Source organism: Thermus scotoductus DSM 8553 (assembly GCF_000381045.1).
Taxonomy (GTDB): domain Bacteria; phylum Deinococcota; class Deinococci; order Deinococcales; family Thermaceae; genus Thermus; species Thermus scotoductus.
Genome location: NZ_KB905737.1, coordinates 1 through 14,543 on the forward strand (window position 1 = coordinate 1; position 14,543 = coordinate 14,543).

The following is a 14,543-nucleotide window of genomic DNA, read 5'->3' on the forward strand; positions in this document are numbered from 1 at the left end:
TGGCCTCGTGCACCGAGACCCGGGTGTAGATGGCCGCAGCATCCTGGGGGAGCCTAACCTCTTCCTCTTCCTCAAGAACCAGGATGGTGCCCGTGGGTAGCTGGATGGCCCTGGCAGGCAGAATCCCTTGCTTGAACCACTTCCAGGCGGTGCGGTAGGGAATCCCGTGCTTTCTGGCCCAATGGGACAGCTTCACCCCTATCTCTCCGCCTTTACCTTAACACAGAAGAGGATAGACGTCAATAACAGACCACAACTTTGGCAACCGGTATCAGGACCACCAAAAGGCCAAAGCCCATCTGCGTCCAGCCGATAACCCTGGCCTCCACCGGCGGTCTGAGGAGGGCCAGGCTCCCGTAAAGGGCCAGGAGAAGGAGGGCAAGGGATGTGGCGGGGGGAAGGAGGTCCTGGCCTTGTAGGAAGAAGGCCAGGAGGGTAGTGGACCAAAGGACGACGTAAGCAGGGTAGCGCTTAGGGCTTGCCCCCCGGGCCCTAAGCACCTGGGTGCGGGCGTAGTAGAGGGCGGCCACGTCCTTTAGAGCCATTCCGCCTCCGGCAGGACGCACTCCGGGCACTGCCCCCCCACAAACCGCACCCAGTCTAGGAGTTCCTCCACATCCTTCACCGGGCCCAGGTGGTAGACCTCCAGGAAGGGGTCGGCGATTAAGGTTCCCTGGTGGGGGATGGCCTGAATCAGGTTCCCTTCCCGGTCCAGAAGGAGGGGCAAGGGGCTTTCCCGGGCCTCTTGGGAAAGGAAAAAGGCTTGGGCCTCGAGGGCAGAAAGCTCCTCCTGGCGGGTGGCCAGGGCCCGGGCCAGATCCAGGTCGCAAAGCAAGACCAGGATCTTTCCCTTGAGGTCCGGTAGGTACACCCTTTGCCCCCCTGGGGTGTGGAGGGCATATGGGGGTAGGGGTTTTCTCAGGGAGACCATAGCCACAGTTTCCTCCTCCTTTGAGCTCCAGAGTGTGATGCCGGGCAAGGAGCCTATTCCCGGGAGCGGTCCTCAGCGGTGCAGGTGGAGGTTGGCCTGAGGGAAAAACCTTTGATCCGGGTCATGGACGAGGGGAAGGCGAGGGGGCAGGCTGGGGCTTGGAGGTGCTTATGCCCCACGTGATCTGTGAGCCCTGCATTGGCGTGAAGGACCGGTCCTGCCAGGAGGTCTGCCCGGTGGAGTGCATCTACGATGCCGGGGAGCAGCTTTACATCCACCCCGACGAGTGCATTGACTGCGGGGCCTGCGTGCCCGCTTGCCCGGTGAACGCCATCTACCCCGAGGAGGACGTCCCGGAGCAGTGGAAGGTTTACATAGAGAAGAACCGCACCTGGGCCCAGACCCTGCCCAACGTGCACGTCCTCGAGGGGAGGGGATGACCCTCGGCAGTCCCCATCCGAAGGGGAGAGGGTTCCGAAGGAAGGAGCTACCCAGTGCATTCTCTGCGCCGCCTGCACCTCCAGCTGCCCCGTCTACTGGGTGAACGGGCACTACATCGGCCCGGCGGCCATCGTGCAGGCCCACCGCTTCCTCTTTGACTCCCGCGACCGAGGGGCCGAGGAGCGGCTTTCCAGTTGGCTCGGCGGGCGAAACGGGGTGTGGCGGTGCCGCAACGCCCACAACTGCACCGAGGCCTGCCCGCGGGGCATTGACGTGAACCGGCTCATCACCGAGGTCAAGCGGAGGATCCTGGAGGAGGCCTTCTGACCCCCCGGGGGCTACGGCCGGATTAAAATGCGGGAGCAGGCATGGGCGGGGCTTGGCCAGAGGTGGTGATCCTGGGCGGGGGCTTTGGGGGGCTTGCCGCCGCCCGGGTTCTGGAAAGGGCGCGGGTTCCCTACCTCTTGCTGGACGCCCGGAACCACCACCTGTTCCAGCCCCTCCTTTACCAGGTGGCCACCGGCTTCCTGGAGGGGCCGGCCGTGGCCTACCCCTTGCGGGCCTTGCTGCGCCGGGGCCGGTTTCTCCTCGGCCGGGTGGAGCGGGTGGACCTCGAGGGGAAAAGGCTCCTCCTGGAGGGCGGGGATGCGCTTCCCTACCGCTTCCTTGTTGTGGCCACGGGAAGCCTTCCCAGCGACCTGGGGGTACCGGGGGTGAGGGAGCATGCCCTCTTCCTCAAGACCCTGGGCCAGGCCCTAAGGGTCCGGTACCGCCTCCTCGAGGCCCTGGAAAAAGCGGCCCGCAGGGGGCGCCCCCTGGACCTCCTCGTGGTGGGGGGCGGGCCCACGGGCGTGGAGCTCGCCGGGGCCCTGGCCGAGTTCTTGCGCTACACCCTGCCACGGGACTTCCCCGAGGTGCCCGCGGGGACCGTCACCCTGCTGGAGGCGGGGCCCCGGCTCCTTTCCGCTTTCCGGCCGGCCCTCGGCCGGTATGCGGAGGGGGCCTTGGCCCAACTTGGCGTGAGGGTGCGCCTGGGGGCCCAGGTGGCCGAGGTGGGGGAGGGATGGGTAAGGCTTTCCGGGGGCGAGCGGCTTAAAGGGGACCTCGTCCTCTGGGCGGTGGGGGTGCGGGGGAACCCCCTTCCTGGGCTTCCTGCGGACGCTCGGGGCCGGGTGCCCACGGACCCCTGTCTGCGGCTTGTCGGTTATCCCGAGGTGTACGTGGTGGGGGACCTCAACGGGCTGGGCTTCCCCCAGCTCGCACCCGTGGCCCTGCAACAGGGGCGGTGGGCGGCGCGAAACCTCCTCCGGGCGTTAAGGGAGCAGGACCCCCTCCCCTTCCGCTACCGCGACCGGGGGCAGCTTGCGGTTATCGGCCGCAATCGGGCGGTGGCGGAGCTTTGGGGCCTCGGGGTGGCTGGGCTTCCCGCCTGGCTCCTCTGGGCTTTCGTGCACCTGAGGGAGCTCGTGGGCTTCCGCAACCGCCTTCTGGTCTTCCTGGACTGGGCCTACACCTATCTTTTCCGGGAACCTGGGGTGCGGATCCTCCCCGACTAGGCCCTTAGCTCCGCCTCGCTGTGGGCTTGGAGGGCGATCTTGAGGCGTTCCACCACCCCATCCACGGGCCGGCCTTCCCGGAGGGAGCTTTGGAGCTCTCCCAGAAGTTCCAGGAGAAGCCGGTGCTCCAGGAGCCGATCCCGACGGTTTCCGGGGCTTAGCGTGGGGTAGTAGAGGGCCTCCTCCAGGGCGATGTGGGCCTGGAGCCTCTGAACCAGGGCCTCGGCTGCTCCTTGGGAGGGCAGGGTTTCCAGAAGGGCCTCAAGCTCCTTGTGGTCCCGGGCGAGCTGGCTCGGCGAAAGCCCCAAGGTGATCCAGAGGATACGCCCGCCTTCTGGGGCCTCCACATGGAGCTGGCCAGGCCGAACTCTCACGGTCCGGCCCGGCTGGAGGCGGAGGGAGCGCCCCCAGAACCCCACCACCAGAACCCCTTCGAGAACTGCCAGGAGAGCGTCTTCGCTCCGCTCCACCTTCAGGGTCTGCTTCTCCCCCGGCTTTAGGTCCAGGCACCGGACCTGACCCCCTGGCCTCACTAGCCCTTTGCCTTCAAAGGGGTAAATCATCTTGCCTCCTTTCCTTTAGGCGGGGGGGCCGCCCAGGCCTCCAGCCTTCACCTACCCTCCCTCCCCGTCTATGACCCAGGTCAAGGCGGGCCCCAAGCCCCTTGCCCGACTCCCAAGTCCTTCCCAAAGGGTGCGGCGCCAGCGGTCCCTTGGCGGCCAGGACGGCCTAGTGCCAAAGGAGAAGCATACCCAAGAGGAGAAACCCCAGACCGGGCCAGGGATAGGGCCGCTTCAGGAGGAGGTGGAGGAGGCCTACCCCCAGGAGGGCCAGGAGGGGGTGGGGGGAGAGCCTTCCCACCAAGGCCAGGTAGACCAGGCCCAGGAGGACGTTCAGGTCGTAGAGGCCAAGGAGCGCCCGGGCCAGGCGGGGCACCTCCCGCCGCCAAAGGAGGTAGAAGCCCATTGGGAAGGCCAGGAACACAAGGGGTAGGCCCAGCGCCCGGTGAAGGGCGGGCACGCCAAGAAGGGCCGTGGGGAGGCCCTGGAGGGTGTAGCCCAAGGCGGTGGCCAAAACGATGAGGAGGCCGAAACCCATCTGGGTCCAGCCCACCACCCGGGCGGGGACGGGAGGCAAAAAGAGGGTGAAGCCCCCGAAGAAGGCGAGGAGGAGGAGGGCGAGGAGCGTAGGGAGGGGAAGGAGGCCCTGCCGGGAAAGGAAGAGGGCCAAAAGGGCGCTACCCCCGAGGGCGAGGAGGGCGGGATAGACCTTGGGGCTTTGGCCCCGGGCCCTTAGGACCTGGGTTCTGGCGTAGTAGAGGGCGGCCACATCCCTTAGGGCCAGGGCGAGGAAGCTTCCCAGGGCCACCTCCAGGGGGAGCCCGCCCGCCAAGACCCCGGCGGGGGCGAAGGCCGCCATGAAGAGGGCGGCCGCAATCTCGGGGAAAAGGTCCCGGGAGCGGTTTTGGGCATCCATGTAGGCCATGTAGGCCCCCAGGGGGAAGGCCAGGGCGAGGGGGTAGAGAAAGGGCCCTTTAGCGGTTAGGGCGGTGAGGAGGAGGCCCAAGAGGGCAAAACCGAGGTATATCCCACCCACCCTCAGGGCCAGCTCGGTCCTCGGGTAGCGCTTTCCCCGCCTCAGGTCCTGGTAAGCGAGCTTCAAAGGGTGCCGCGCCAGGAAACCGAAGAGCCCTAGGAGGAAGAGGCCTAGGGTATGGAGCCCAGGGGAGAGGAGGAGGGCGAGGAGGAGAGGCTCGAGGGTGAACCCCCAGCCCCCGTGCTCCGTGGGGAGGGCTACCGGCTTTAAGGGCACGCTTGGGGTCGTGCGCATACTCACCTCCCTAGAACGTGGACAGGACTCCTTAGCCCCAGAGGATTTCCAGCGCCAAAAGGGCGAAGAGGAAGCCTGCGGCAAAGGAAAGGCCAGCGAAGGCTCCCCAGACCCCTGCCCCCAGGCCCAGCCCCCAGGCCAGGGCCATGCCCAGCAGGCCCAGGTTGGCAAGGCCTACCTGAAAGAGGGCGAGCCCGGGCCTGCGGAAGACCACGCCGCGGAAACGGGGCAGGGCGTGGTAGGCCACGCCGTAGATCATGAGGGCCACAAAACCCAAAAGCTGCATGTGGGCGTGGGCAGGGCGCCAATTGTAGGGTAGGACACCCAGGCCGAGCAGGAGTCCCACCAGATTGGCGGCTACAAACCAGAGGAGGGCCGTGGTGAGGGCAAGCCGGCTTGCCAGGATCATGGCCTGGGGGTGATGATGCCAAGGACCAGAAACCGCCCTTCCCCGGCCCTGGCCCCGTGAGGTTCACCGGGTGGGCAGGCGAGGAGGGTTCCAGGGCTTGCCGGGATCGTTCTTTCCCCGGCCCACAGGGTGCCCTCGCCCTCGAGGCAGAGGAGGTGGACCCGGGGTTCCCCCCGGCCCCGCACCTCCTGCCCCTTCTGCAGGCTGAAGAGGACGAGGCGGACCTCGGGGTGGTCGGCAAGGACCTCCACCCCCCGGATTTCCCCATAGCGGGCCCTCTCCAGGAGGTTCACCGGGCCTCCTTGGCGAGGAAGGCGCGGAGGGCCTCTAGGACCTCCCGGGGGTCCCGCCCGGCGGCCTTGGCCGCCTCCTCCAAAGGCTCTGCCCCGCCGCAGCAGGTGTCCAGGCCCAGTTGGCTCAAAAGGCTAACCGCCTCAGGAAAACGCTCGAGGATCTCGTTCACCGTGGTCCTTAGGGTGATGCCTTCCATGCTCCTAAGCTTCCTCGTCTAGAGGATTCCCGGCCATGACCTGGGTCAAGTCTCCTCTAGACCGGCGGGCGAAGGGGGGAAAACCGGATAGGGATTCCTGGGCAACCGAAGCGCCTGGGGACCTTCCCCTTGACCCAGGTTAAGGAAACCGGGATTTGGAGGCCCTAAGTTAGGAGCTGGGGGTGAAAGGAGGCGCGCATGGAGATCAGCGGGATAGAGACCACGGATTTTGCCCGTTACCCTTACCTGGTGGCCTGGGAGGTGACCCATGCCTGCCTCCTGGCCTGCCGGCACTGCCGGGCCTCGGCGGAGCCTCACCCTCTTCCGGGGGAGCTGACGACGGAGGAGGGGCTTCGGCTTGTAGAGGAGGTCGCCACCTACCACCCCAAGCCCCTCCTCCTTCTCACGGGAGGGGATCCTTTGGCCCGGAAGGACCTTTTTCAGATCCTGGAGAAGGCCAAGGCCTTAGGCCTCAAGGTGGGCCTTACCCCAGCTTCTACGCCGCTTCTCACCCGGGAGATGGTCTTCCGCCTTAAGGCGGCGGGGGTGACTCGCTTGGCCCTTTCCTTGGACGGGGCCACCTCCGAAAGCCACGATGCCTTCCGCGGGGCGGAGGGGACCTTCCAAAGGACCCTCGAGGCCCTCTCCTGGGCCCGGGAGGCGGGGCTTCCCACCCAGGTGAACACCACCGTCACCCGGGATAACTGGCCCGAGATCCAAGCCCTTCCCGATCTCTTAGCGGAGAAGGGGGTGGTCCTCTGGAGCCTTTTCTTCCTGGTGCCAGTGGGCCGGGGAGGGCTTCTTCGGCAGCTTTCCACCAAACAGTTTGAGGAAGTCCTCCACTGGCTTTACCAGATTTCCAAGACCTATCCTTTCCACGTCAAGACCACGGAGGCCCACCACTTCCGCCGGGTGGTCCTGCAAAGGCGGCAGGAGGAAGGGGTAGAGGACCGGGCGCTGGCCGCGGGGGAGAGCCTCTATCGGGAATACTTCCAAGACGGTATGGAGCACTCCCGGCTAGGGGTTACGGACGGAAACGGCTTCGTCTTCGTCTCCGCCACCGGAGATGTAGCCCCTTCGGGGTTTTTGCCCCTCTATGCGGGGAACATCCGGGAACAACCTCTTCTGGAGATATACCGAAATAGCCCCCTCTTCCGGGAGCTACGGAACAAGGATCTCCTCAAGGGGAAGTGCGGGGTGTGCGAGTACCGCTATGTCTGTGGGGGAAGCCGGGCCCGGGCCTGGGCAGAGACCGGGGACTACCTGCAAAGCGAGCCCCGGTGCGCCTACGTGCCCCCGGCCTGGCTGGAGAAGGTGGGGAAGCACGTGATCGGGAGGTGAAGGGTATGCTGAGGAAGAAACTCTTGGTTGGCGCGCTTGCGGCTTTAGGCCTTTTGGGTCTGGCCTTGGCCCAGGAGGGGGCCAAGCTCTACGGCCAGTACTGCCAGGCTTGCCACCAACCCACAGGGCTTGGGGTTCCCGGCGTTTTCCCCAGCCTCAAGGGCCTAGACCAGCTGGCCAAGGAGGAAAAGGGGCGGGTCTACCTAATCCGCGTGGTCCTTTTCGGCCTCCAAGGGCCCCTAAAGGTGGGTAGCGCCACCTATAACGGCGTGATGCCGGGCTACGGCCAGCTCTCCGACGCGGAGGTGGCTGCTCTTCTCAATTACGTTCTCTCCTCCTTCGGCAACAAGAACCCGAGGCCCATATCCCCCGAGGAGGTGAAGAGGCTCCGGGCGAGCCCCCTAAAGCCCCAGGATGTGGCCAAGACCCGCCCTTAGGCCGGGGCAGGGTCGCGGCAGGTGGGGGAGAGGCCGGTTTCCCGCCCCTGGCGCACCAGGGGTTCATCGGGCGGAAGGGGCCTTGAGGCGAAGCGTTGGGCGGGGGCTTCGCGGGGGTGCCCGCCTCAGGAGAGGAGGGACCTTAGGTCCTCGAGGCGGTCCACATATACCCTTCGCCCCTGGAGGCGGATGAGCCCCTGCCGGTAGAGCTCTCCCAGGTTGCGGGAGACCGCCTCGGGCACGGTGCCGAGCAGGGCGGCAAGCTCGGAATTGGTGGGAAGGAGGAAGCCCTGGCCCTCCGTCGCCAGGGTTTCCAAGAGGTATTCCGCCAGCCTTTCCCGCACCTCGTGGAAGACCAGACGGTCCAGAAGGTGGAGAAGCTGCCCCTGGCGCCGGGCCAGGTAACGGATCAGGGCCCGGGCCAAGGGGGGACGGGCCTCCGCCAGCTGGAAGAAGCGCTCCTTGGGGATGGCCAGGACCTGGCTTTCCTCCAGGGCCTCGGCGCTGGCGGGGTAGGTGGGGCGCTCCAGGAAGAGGGCCACCTCGGCCAGGACCCGCCCTGGGCCTTCCAGGTGCAGGACCACCTGTTTCCTTCCCTCGGGGTCCAGCTTGTACACCTTGATGAGGCCCTTCTCCACCACAAAGAGGGAGCGCACGGGCTCCCCCTCGAGGAAAAGCACCTCGCCCCGCTTTAGCCGCCTGGCCCTGGCCTCGCCTTCCAAGGCCTTGAGGTCCTCGGGGTTCAGGTCTCGGAAGAGGGGAACCTGCTTAAGATCCATTCCTTACCCCTTCAAGAAGCTCAGGCGCCTTTGTGCCTCCTCCAGGAAGGGTTCCAGCTTTAAGGCCCTGGCGTAGGCTTCCTTGGCCACCTCCAGGTAACCCAGGGCCTCGGCCAGCTCCCCCAGGCGCAGAAGGCCGGAGAGGGCCCTCTCCTGCAGGTAGGCCCGCTCGGCCTCCGCCCACTCCCCGTAGGGGTCATCGCCGAAGAGGGGGCCCTTGTAGAGCTCCAGGGCCTGGCGCAGGGTCTTGAAGGCGGCGAGGCCTTCCTCGAGGTCCGCCTTGCGCATCAGGGCCTCAAAGCGCTCAAAGTCCAGGAAGCGGTCCTCGGGGAGCCTTAGCCGGTAGTACTCCCCCTCCCGCTCCACGATTCCCGGCAAGGCCTTGCGCAGATGGTAGACCAGGGTGTAGACCTCCTGCCGGGCCTTCTCCGGAGGGAGCTCGGGGAAGAGGGTTTCGGCGAGGTCCTCGGCGTACAGGGCCCGGTCCTTGTGGGCAAGGAGGAGCTTGAGGAGCTGGTACGCCCCCCGCCGTCCGAAGTCCCGAGGACCGAGTTCCCGCCCCCGGTAGCGGACCCGGAAGCCCCCCAGGGCATAGACCTCCAGCTCGGGGATGGGCCTGGCCTCCTCTTTTGGAAAGAGCAGGGGAAGGACCAGCCGCTCCAGCCAGAGGGCAGGGGCCGCGGGGCCTGTGGGGGGGCGTGGGGGACGGGCGTGGAAGAGGGTCTGGACCGCCACCACCTCTCCCTTAGCCCAGAGGGGAAGGCAGATCCGGGGGCGGCCCTCGGCCTCGGGGCAGTCGGGGAGACCGTTTTTCAGGCCCGCCACCTCCCCCCGCCAGGCGGGGCAGTTCTTCATGGTGCAGGGCGGGACCCAGCCCAGCGCCACCCGGCGCCCTTCCCGCGCCACCACCTGCACCCCCGTGGCCCCTGTGAGGCGGCGTACCTTCTGGAGGAAGGTGAGGAGGGCCTCGGAGGCCTCGCCCCGGAGGAGGTGCTGGGCGATGGCCTCGAGCCCTACCTCCCCCAAGCGGGTCAGGAGGGTGTAGAGGGTGCTGGCAAAGAGGGGGCCTATGCGGCCGAGGCTGTCTAAAAGGGCCTCGTGGTCCAACCGGGGGTCGCGGGAGGCGAGGTTTAAGACGCCGATGAGGCTGTGGGGAAGCTCCAGGGGGCAACAGACATAGGTTTGGTAGCCCAGTTGCTTCACCTTCTGCCTCAGGTAGCGGGGATCTTCCCCCAGGGCGTGGGTGACGAGGGGCTCGCGCCTCAGGGCCACAATCCCGGGGTAGCCTTCCCCCAACTGGAACCAGGGCCTTTCCAGGAAGGCCTCGCGGTGAAGGCCCTCGTAGGCGGTGAGGATCAGGTGATGGCCCTCGGGGTCTATCAGAAAGAGTTCGGCGGCCTCCATGCCTAGGGCCAGGCGTAGGGCGCGGAGGAAGTCCTCGAGGGCCTGCGGGAACCCCTCGGGGTTACGCAGAAGGTGCTGGGTCAGGCGGGAAAGCTCCAGAAGGAGATCTGGGGGCTCGGCCCGCTCGGGGTAAAGCTCCACCAGGAAGCCCTCCGCTTCCCGGTATCCCTGGCAGCGGAGGCGCCGCCCCTTGACCAGCAATGGGGTGCTGGCCCGGTAGGCTCCCCGTCTCAGCTCCCGTTGCACCGGGCACCGGGGGCAAAGGGGGCGGCCAAAGGGGTCTTGTCCTTGGACCAAAAGGGCGCAGGGGAGGCCGTTCCCCTCCAGGTCCAAGGAAGGGTCGGCCTCGAGGACCGTGGCCACCCCTTTGGGATCCAGCCTAAGCCGGGCTAAGGGCTTCATCGCTTCCCAGTATAGGGGAGGTGTTGGGGACAGACGTCCCAGCAAAAATCCCAGGGGGGTTCTTTTGGGACATATGTCCTAAAGGGAGCCAGTGGCTGCCAGTGCCTCCCTCCAAACTGCAAGCCGGAGGTGAGGATGAAGGGCAAAAGGTTCTTTCCCCTGGCCTTGCTCCTGGCCCTAGCCCTGGCCCTGGCCCAAGATGGGAAAACCCTTTACGGCCAGTACTGCGCCGCCTGCCATGGGGCGGAAGCCCAGGGTATCCCGGGAGCCATCCCCCCCTTGGCGGGGAACCCACGGGTACAAGACGAGGCCTATGTGGTGAAGGTGGTGCGGGAGGGGCTTTCCGGCCCCCTGGAGGTAAATGGGGTGAGCTATAGCGGGGTCATGCCTCCCATGCCCCAGGTATCCGAGGCCCAAGCCCGGGCCATCGCCCAGTATCTAAAGGGTTTATCGGGTGCCCAAGCCGAGGCCCCGGCGCTCGCGCCTCAGGTCCAAGGGGATCCCGCCTTAGGCCGGGCCCTATACCTGGGCCAGAAGCCCTTGCAGAACGGCGGGGCCCCCTGCCAGGCCTGCCACACGGTGGCGGGCGTAGGCTTCCTGGGCGGGGGGTCCCTGGGCAAGGACCTCACGGATGCCGCCAAGCGCCTGGGGGGCGAGGCGGGGCTTACCGGTTTGTTACAAAACCCCGCTTTCCCCGTGATGCGGGAAGCCTACAAGGGCAAGCCTTTGACCGAGGCCGAGGCGGCGGCTTTGGCCGCTTTCTTGGTGCAGGTCTCCAATGAAGTTCCAAGGCCCGCTTCCCTGTATCTGGGCCGGTTCTTGGTGGCGGGATTGGTGCTTTTGGGACTCTTGTTGCTTTACCAGGCCATCCTCTGGCAGCTAAGGCCCAGGAGCCTGGCGGAGCGCATCCAAAGCCAGCTTAGGAGGTAAACATGAAGGATTGGATCAGGGAAATAGAAAGCCCAGCGGAAAGGAAGTGGGAGGAGTTCTACCGCAACCGGTTCCAGCACGACAAGAGGGTGCGGACCACCCACGGGGTGAACTGCACGGGTTCCTGCTCCTGGGAGGTCTTCGTCAAGGATGGGATCGTTACCTGGGAGCTCCAGGCTACGGACTACCCCAGCCTCGAGGCGGGCCTGCCCCCCTACGAGCCCAGGGGTTGCCAGCGGGGCATCAGCTTCAGCTGGTACCTCTATAGCCCCATCCGGGTGAAGTACCCCTACGCCAAGGGGGCCCTGCTGGACCTCTGGCGGGAGGCCAAAAAGCAACATCCCGACCCCGTGGCTGCCTGGGAGGCCATCCAGAGCGATCCTCATAAGCGCAAGCGCTACCAGAAGGCCCGCGGAAAGGGAGGCTTCAGGCGGGTGAGCTGGGACGAGGTCCTGGAGCTCATCGCCGCTGCCGTGGTTTCCACGGTGAAGCGCTACGGGCCGGACCGGGTCATCGGCTTTTCCCCCATCCCGGCCATGAGCCAGATCTCCTACGCCGCCGGAAGCCGCTTCCTCTCCCTCTTGGGCGGCGTGCCCCTGAGCTTCTACGACTGGTACTGCGACCTGCCCAACGCCTCCCCCGAGATCTGGGGGGAACAGACGGACGTTCACGAGTCCGCCGACTGGTACAACGCCCGCTTCATCGCCGTCATGGGCTCTAACCTCAACATGACCCGCACCCCCGACACCCACTTCGTCGCCGAGGTGCGCCACGCCGGGGCCAAGCTCACCGTCTTTAGCCCCGACTTCTCCCAGGTTTCCAAGTACGCCGACTGGTGGATTCCCATCCATCCCGGCCAGGATGGGGCCTTCTGGATGGCGGTGAACCACGTCCTCCTCAAGGAGTACTACGCCGAGCGGGAGGTGCCCTACTTCCTGGACTACCTGAAGCGCTACACCGACGCCCCCTTCCTGGTGGAGATTACGGACGGCCGCCCGGGGCGTTACCTGAGGGCGAACCGCCTCTCGGAGTACGCCGAGGAGGAGAACGGGGACTTCAAGCTCCTCCTCTGGGATGAGGAGAAAGGCCCCAGGATGCCCGGAGGGACCCTCGGCTTCCGCTGGCAGAAGGAGAAGGGCAAGTGGAACCTGAAGCTGGAGGATCCTAGGACCGGGGAGCCCTTAAACCCCCGCCTGAGCCTCCTGGGGGCGGAGGACGAGGTCCTTCTTGTGGAGTTTGACGACTTCTCCTCCGACCAAAACCTCAAGCGGGGCGTGCCCGTCAAGTACGTGGTGACCAAGGAGGGGGAAAAGGTGGCGGTGGCCACGGTCTTTGACCTCCTCATGGCCCAGTTCGGGGTGGGGCGGGGTCTTCCGGGGGATTACCCCAGGGATTACGGGGATGAACTTCCCTACACCCCTGCCTGGCAGGAGAAGTGGACCGGGATCCACCGGGATACCCTCCTTAAGTACGCCCGCTCCTGGGTGGAAAACGGCCTCAAGACCAAGGGGAAAAACCTCATCATCATCGGAGCGGGCATCAACCACTGGTACCACAACAACCTCATGTACCGGGCGGGGATCGTGGCTTTGATGCTCACGGGAAGCGTGGGGGTGAACGGCGGGGGCCTGGCCCACTACGTGGGGCAGGAGAAGCTGGCCAACCAGGCCTCCTGGGGTCCCATTGCCTTCGCCACCGACTGGGGCTACCCCCCAAGGCAGCAGAACACCCCGAGCTTCCACTACGTCCACTCCGACCAGTGGCGCTACGAGCGAGGCTTCGCCGCCTACGATAAGACGGCCCAGGGATTTTCCGACCACACCCTAGACCATCAGGTGCGGGCGGTGCGCAAGGGGTGGCTTCCCTTCTTCCCCCAGTTCAACAAGAGTCCTCTGGAGGTGGTCAAGGAGGCGGAGGCCAGGGGAGCCAAGACCGAGGCGGAAATCGTCCAGTACGTGGTGGAGGCCCTTAAGCGGGGGGAACTGAGGTTCGCCGTGGAGGACCCCGACGCTCCTGAGAACTGGCCCAGGGTCTGGTTCATCTGGCGGGGGAACGCCATCGGCACCAGCGCCAAGGGGCACGAGTACTTCCTCAAGCACTACCTGGGAACCCACACCAACGCCATCGCCGAGGAGGTGGCTGCAGAGCACGTGACGGAGGTGGTCTACCGGAAGCCCGCTCCCGAGGGGAAGCTGGATTTGGTGGTGGACCTCAACTTCCGCATGGATACCAGCGCCCTCTACTCGGACATCGTCCTCCCCGCCGCCACCTGGTACGAGAAGGACGACATCAACACCACCGACCTCCACACCTTCATCAACCCTCTGCAGGCGGCCGTGCCCCCCGCTTGGGAGTCCAAGCCCGACTGGGATATCTTCAAGGCCATTGCCAAGAAGGTCTCGGAACTGGCACGGGTGCACCTGCCCACCCCGGTGAAGGACCTGGTCATGATCCCCTTGCAGCACGACACCCCGGACGAGCTGGCCCAGGCGGAGGACCGGGATTGGAAGAAGGGGGAGGTGGAGCCCATCCCCGGCAAGACCATGCCCAAGTTCCGGGTGGTGGAGCGGGACTATACCCAGATCTACGAGAAGATGGTCACCCTGGGGCCGGTGGTGGAGAAGGTGGGGGTGGGGATGCACGGGCTCACCATCCCGGTGGAGGACTTCTACAGGGAGTTGGCGGAGCGCCAGCCTAGGGTTTTCCAAGGGGAGAAGCGGCCGAGCCTCGAGGAGGCCCGGGAGGTAGCGGAGGCCATCCTCTTCCTAGACCCCGTCTCCAACGGGGAGCTCGCCTACCGGGCCTTCCTGGACGAGGAGAAGAAAACGGGGGTGAGGCTCGCCGACCTCGCCGAGGGCAACCGCCACGTGCGCATCTCCTTCAAGGACCTGGTGGCCCAGCCCCGCCGCCAGCTCACCACCCCCACCTGGAGCGCCATCATCAACCTGGGCCGGGCCTATAGCCCCTACACCCTAAACGTGGAGCGCCTCATCCCCTGGCGCACCCTCACGGGCAGGCAGCACTTCTACCTGGACCACCCCAACTACCTGGCCTGGGGTGAACACCTGCCCACCTACAAGCCAAGGCCTGAGGTCTTCATGCTCCAGGAGACGGAAAAGGCAGCCAAGGAGGCCCAGGGCAAGCTCCTCAACTACATCACCCCCCACGGGAAGTGGTCCATCCACTCCACCTACTCCGAGAACCACCGCATGATGACCCTTTCCCGGGGAGGCTACCCGGTGTGGCTCAACGATAAGGATGCCGCGGAACTGGGCATTAAGGACAACGACTGGGTGGAGCTTTTCAACGACAACGGGGTCTTCGTGCAAAGGGCCATCGTCTCGGCCCGGATTCCCAGGGGAACCGTCTTCGTGTACCACGCCACCGAGCGCACGGTGGGCATTCCCAAGAGCCCCCTTAGGGGCAAGCGGGCCGGAATGAACAACTCCATCACCCGCGCCCGCCTCAAGCCCGTTTTGATGTCCGGGGGCTATGCCCAGTTCACCTACGCCTTCAACTACTGGGGGCCCGTGGGGGTGAACCGGGACACCTGGGTCTTCGTGCGCAAGCTGGAGAAGTCCCCGGAGTGGTAA

General features: G+C 66.0%; 15 protein-coding genes and 2 pseudogenes. 7 read left to right on the top strand and 10 right to left on the bottom strand.

All coding sequences use genetic code 11. The features are described 5' to 3' along the window. The 3 genes and pseudogenes from F604_RS0104675 to F604_RS0104685 all read right to left on the bottom strand — a co-directional run. Positions 1-196: pseudogene (locus F604_RS0104675) on the bottom strand (IS607 family transposase); the annotation flags it as partial. Between the two features lie 43 nt (positions 197-239). Continuing rightward, complete coding sequence (locus tag F604_RS0104680) at positions 240-545, bottom strand: hypothetical protein (protein ID WP_019550623.1); 306 nt, start codon at positions 543-545, stop codon at positions 240-242. Further along, on the bottom strand, positions 536-871 hold the full coding sequence (locus F604_RS0104685) for a hypothetical protein (RefSeq protein WP_244922429.1): 336 nt from the start codon (positions 869-871) through the stop codon (positions 536-538). Before F604_RS0104685 ends, F604_RS0104680 begins: the two co-directional genes overlap by 10 nt. Positions 872-1,101: 230 nt before the next feature. Between F604_RS0104685 and F604_RS0104690 the strand changes: the two genes are divergently transcribed. The 3 genes and pseudogenes from F604_RS0104690 to F604_RS0104700 all read left to right on the top strand — a co-directional run bounded on the left by F604_RS0104690 (position 1,102) and on the right by F604_RS0104700 (position 2,928). After that, positions 1,102-1,371: an indolepyruvate ferredoxin oxidoreductase subunit alpha gene (locus F604_RS0104690; protein WP_019550625.1), complete on the top strand. Its 270-nt coding sequence runs from the start codon at positions 1,102-1,104 to the stop codon at positions 1,369-1,371. A gap of 7 nt (positions 1,372-1,378) precedes the next feature. Then, positions 1,379-1,699 (top strand): annotated as a pseudogene (locus tag F604_RS11910) (4Fe-4S dicluster domain-containing protein); the annotation flags it as partial. Positions 1,700-1,740: 41 nt separating this feature from the next. After that, complete coding sequence (locus tag F604_RS0104700) at positions 1,741-2,928, top strand: NAD(P)/FAD-dependent oxidoreductase (RefSeq protein WP_019550627.1); 1,188 nt, start codon at positions 1,741-1,743, stop codon at positions 2,926-2,928. Here F604_RS0104700 and F604_RS0104705 read toward each other — a convergent pair. The 5 genes from F604_RS0104705 to F604_RS0104725 all read right to left on the bottom strand — a co-directional run bounded on the left by F604_RS0104705 (position 2,925) and on the right by F604_RS0104725 (position 5,657). After that, positions 2,925-3,491, bottom strand: a complete 567-nt coding sequence (locus tag F604_RS0104705; RefSeq protein WP_019550628.1) for a hemerythrin domain-containing protein — start codon at positions 3,489-3,491, stop codon at positions 2,925-2,927. The two genes, F604_RS0104700 and F604_RS0104705, sit on opposite strands and share 4 nt — an antisense overlap. 166 nt (positions 3,492-3,657) lie before the next feature. Further along, a complete protein-coding gene (locus tag F604_RS0104710; protein ID WP_019550629.1) occupies positions 3,658-4,758 on the bottom strand; it encodes a YwiC-like family protein in 1,101 nt (366 codons plus the stop codon). A 31-nt stretch (positions 4,759-4,789) separates the two neighbouring features. After that, positions 4,790-5,167 carry a hypothetical protein gene (locus tag F604_RS0104715; RefSeq protein ID WP_019550630.1) on the bottom strand — a complete coding sequence of 126 codons (378 nt, stop codon included), beginning with the start codon at positions 5,165-5,167 and terminating at the stop codon, positions 4,790-4,792. Beyond that, on the bottom strand, positions 5,164-5,460 hold the full coding sequence (locus F604_RS0104720; RefSeq protein ID WP_019550631.1) for a cupin domain-containing protein: 297 nt from the start codon (positions 5,458-5,460) through the stop codon (positions 5,164-5,166). Before F604_RS0104720 ends, F604_RS0104715 begins: the two co-directional genes overlap by 4 nt. Next, entirely contained in the window at positions 5,457-5,657 is a 201-nt protein-coding gene (locus F604_RS0104725) for a DUF542 domain-containing protein (RefSeq protein WP_019550632.1), read from the bottom strand. Before F604_RS0104725 ends, F604_RS0104720 begins: the two co-directional genes overlap by 4 nt. Before the next feature lie 198 nt (positions 5,658-5,855). On the opposite strand from F604_RS0104725, the gene F604_RS0104730 reads away from it, so the two are divergent. Together F604_RS0104730 and F604_RS0104735 are read left to right on the top strand one after the other, a co-directional pair. After that, positions 5,856-6,998, top strand: a complete 1,143-nt coding sequence (locus F604_RS0104730) for a TIGR04053 family radical SAM/SPASM domain-containing protein (RefSeq protein ID WP_019550633.1) — start codon at positions 5,856-5,858, stop codon at positions 6,996-6,998. A gap of 5 nt (positions 6,999-7,003) precedes the next feature. Further along, positions 7,004-7,435, top strand: a complete 432-nt coding sequence (locus F604_RS0104735; protein ID WP_019550634.1) for a c-type cytochrome — start codon at positions 7,004-7,006, stop codon at positions 7,433-7,435. 125 nt (positions 7,436-7,560) lie between these two features. On the opposite strand, the gene F604_RS0104740 is transcribed toward F604_RS0104735, so the two are convergent. After that, positions 7,561-8,214 (bottom strand): Crp/Fnr family transcriptional regulator, encoded by a 654-nt coding sequence (locus F604_RS0104740; protein WP_019550635.1) that lies wholly within the window; start codon positions 8,212-8,214, stop codon positions 7,561-7,563. 3 nt (positions 8,215-8,217) lie between these two features. Beyond that, positions 8,218-10,020: an AfsR/SARP family transcriptional regulator gene (locus F604_RS0104745; RefSeq protein WP_019550636.1), complete on the bottom strand. Its 1,803-nt coding sequence runs from the start codon at positions 10,018-10,020 to the stop codon at positions 8,218-8,220. 135 nt (positions 10,021-10,155) lie between these two features. On the opposite strand from F604_RS0104745, the gene F604_RS0104750 reads away from it, so the two are divergent. Continuing rightward, positions 10,156-10,950, top strand: a complete 795-nt coding sequence (locus tag F604_RS0104750) for a c-type cytochrome (RefSeq protein ID WP_019550637.1) — start codon at positions 10,156-10,158, stop codon at positions 10,948-10,950. A gap of 2 nt (positions 10,951-10,952) precedes the next feature. Then, a complete protein-coding gene (locus F604_RS0104755; RefSeq protein ID WP_019550638.1) occupies positions 10,953-14,543 on the top strand; it encodes a nitrate reductase subunit alpha in 3,591 nt (1,196 codons plus the stop codon).

What these genes read in the sequence shown, in the direction of transcription:
- F604_RS0104680 (WP_019550623.1), bottom strand. Translation starts at nt 545, where the DNA reads ATGGCTCTAAAGGACGTGGCCGCCCTCTACTACGCCCGCACCCAGGTG.
- F604_RS0104690 (WP_019550625.1), top strand. Translation starts at nt 1,102, where the DNA reads ATGCCCCACGTGATCTGTGAGCCCTGCATTGGCGTGAAGGACCGGTCC.
- F604_RS0104700 (WP_019550627.1), top strand. Translation starts at nt 1,741, where the DNA reads ATGGGCGGGGCTTGGCCAGAGGTGGTGATCCTGGGCGGGGGCTTTGGG.
- F604_RS0104705 (WP_019550628.1), bottom strand. Translation starts at nt 3,491, where the DNA reads ATGATTTACCCCTTTGAAGGCAAAGGGCTAGTGAGGCCAGGGGGTCAG.
- F604_RS0104710 (WP_019550629.1), bottom strand. Translation starts at nt 4,758, where the DNA reads ATGCGCACGACCCCAAGCGTGCCCTTAAAGCCGGTAGCCCTCCCCACG.
- F604_RS0104715 (WP_019550630.1), bottom strand. Translation starts at nt 5,167, where the DNA reads ATGATCCTGGCAAGCCGGCTTGCCCTCACCACGGCCCTCCTCTGGTTT.
- F604_RS0104725 (WP_019550632.1), bottom strand. Translation starts at nt 5,657, where the DNA reads ATGGAAGGCATCACCCTAAGGACCACGGTGAACGAGATCCTCGAGCGT.
- F604_RS0104730 (WP_019550633.1), top strand. Translation starts at nt 5,856, where the DNA reads ATGGAGATCAGCGGGATAGAGACCACGGATTTTGCCCGTTACCCTTAC.
- F604_RS0104735 (WP_019550634.1), top strand. Translation starts at nt 7,004, where the DNA reads ATGCTGAGGAAGAAACTCTTGGTTGGCGCGCTTGCGGCTTTAGGCCTT.
- F604_RS0104740 (WP_019550635.1), bottom strand. Translation starts at nt 8,214, where the DNA reads ATGGATCTTAAGCAGGTTCCCCTCTTCCGAGACCTGAACCCCGAGGAC.
- F604_RS0104745 (WP_019550636.1), bottom strand. Translation starts at nt 10,020, where the DNA reads ATGAAGCCCTTAGCCCGGCTTAGGCTGGATCCCAAAGGGGTGGCCACG.
- F604_RS0104750 (WP_019550637.1), top strand. Translation starts at nt 10,156, where the DNA reads ATGAAGGGCAAAAGGTTCTTTCCCCTGGCCTTGCTCCTGGCCCTAGCC.
- F604_RS0104755 (WP_019550638.1), top strand. Translation starts at nt 10,953, where the DNA reads ATGAAGGATTGGATCAGGGAAATAGAAAGCCCAGCGGAAAGGAAGTGG.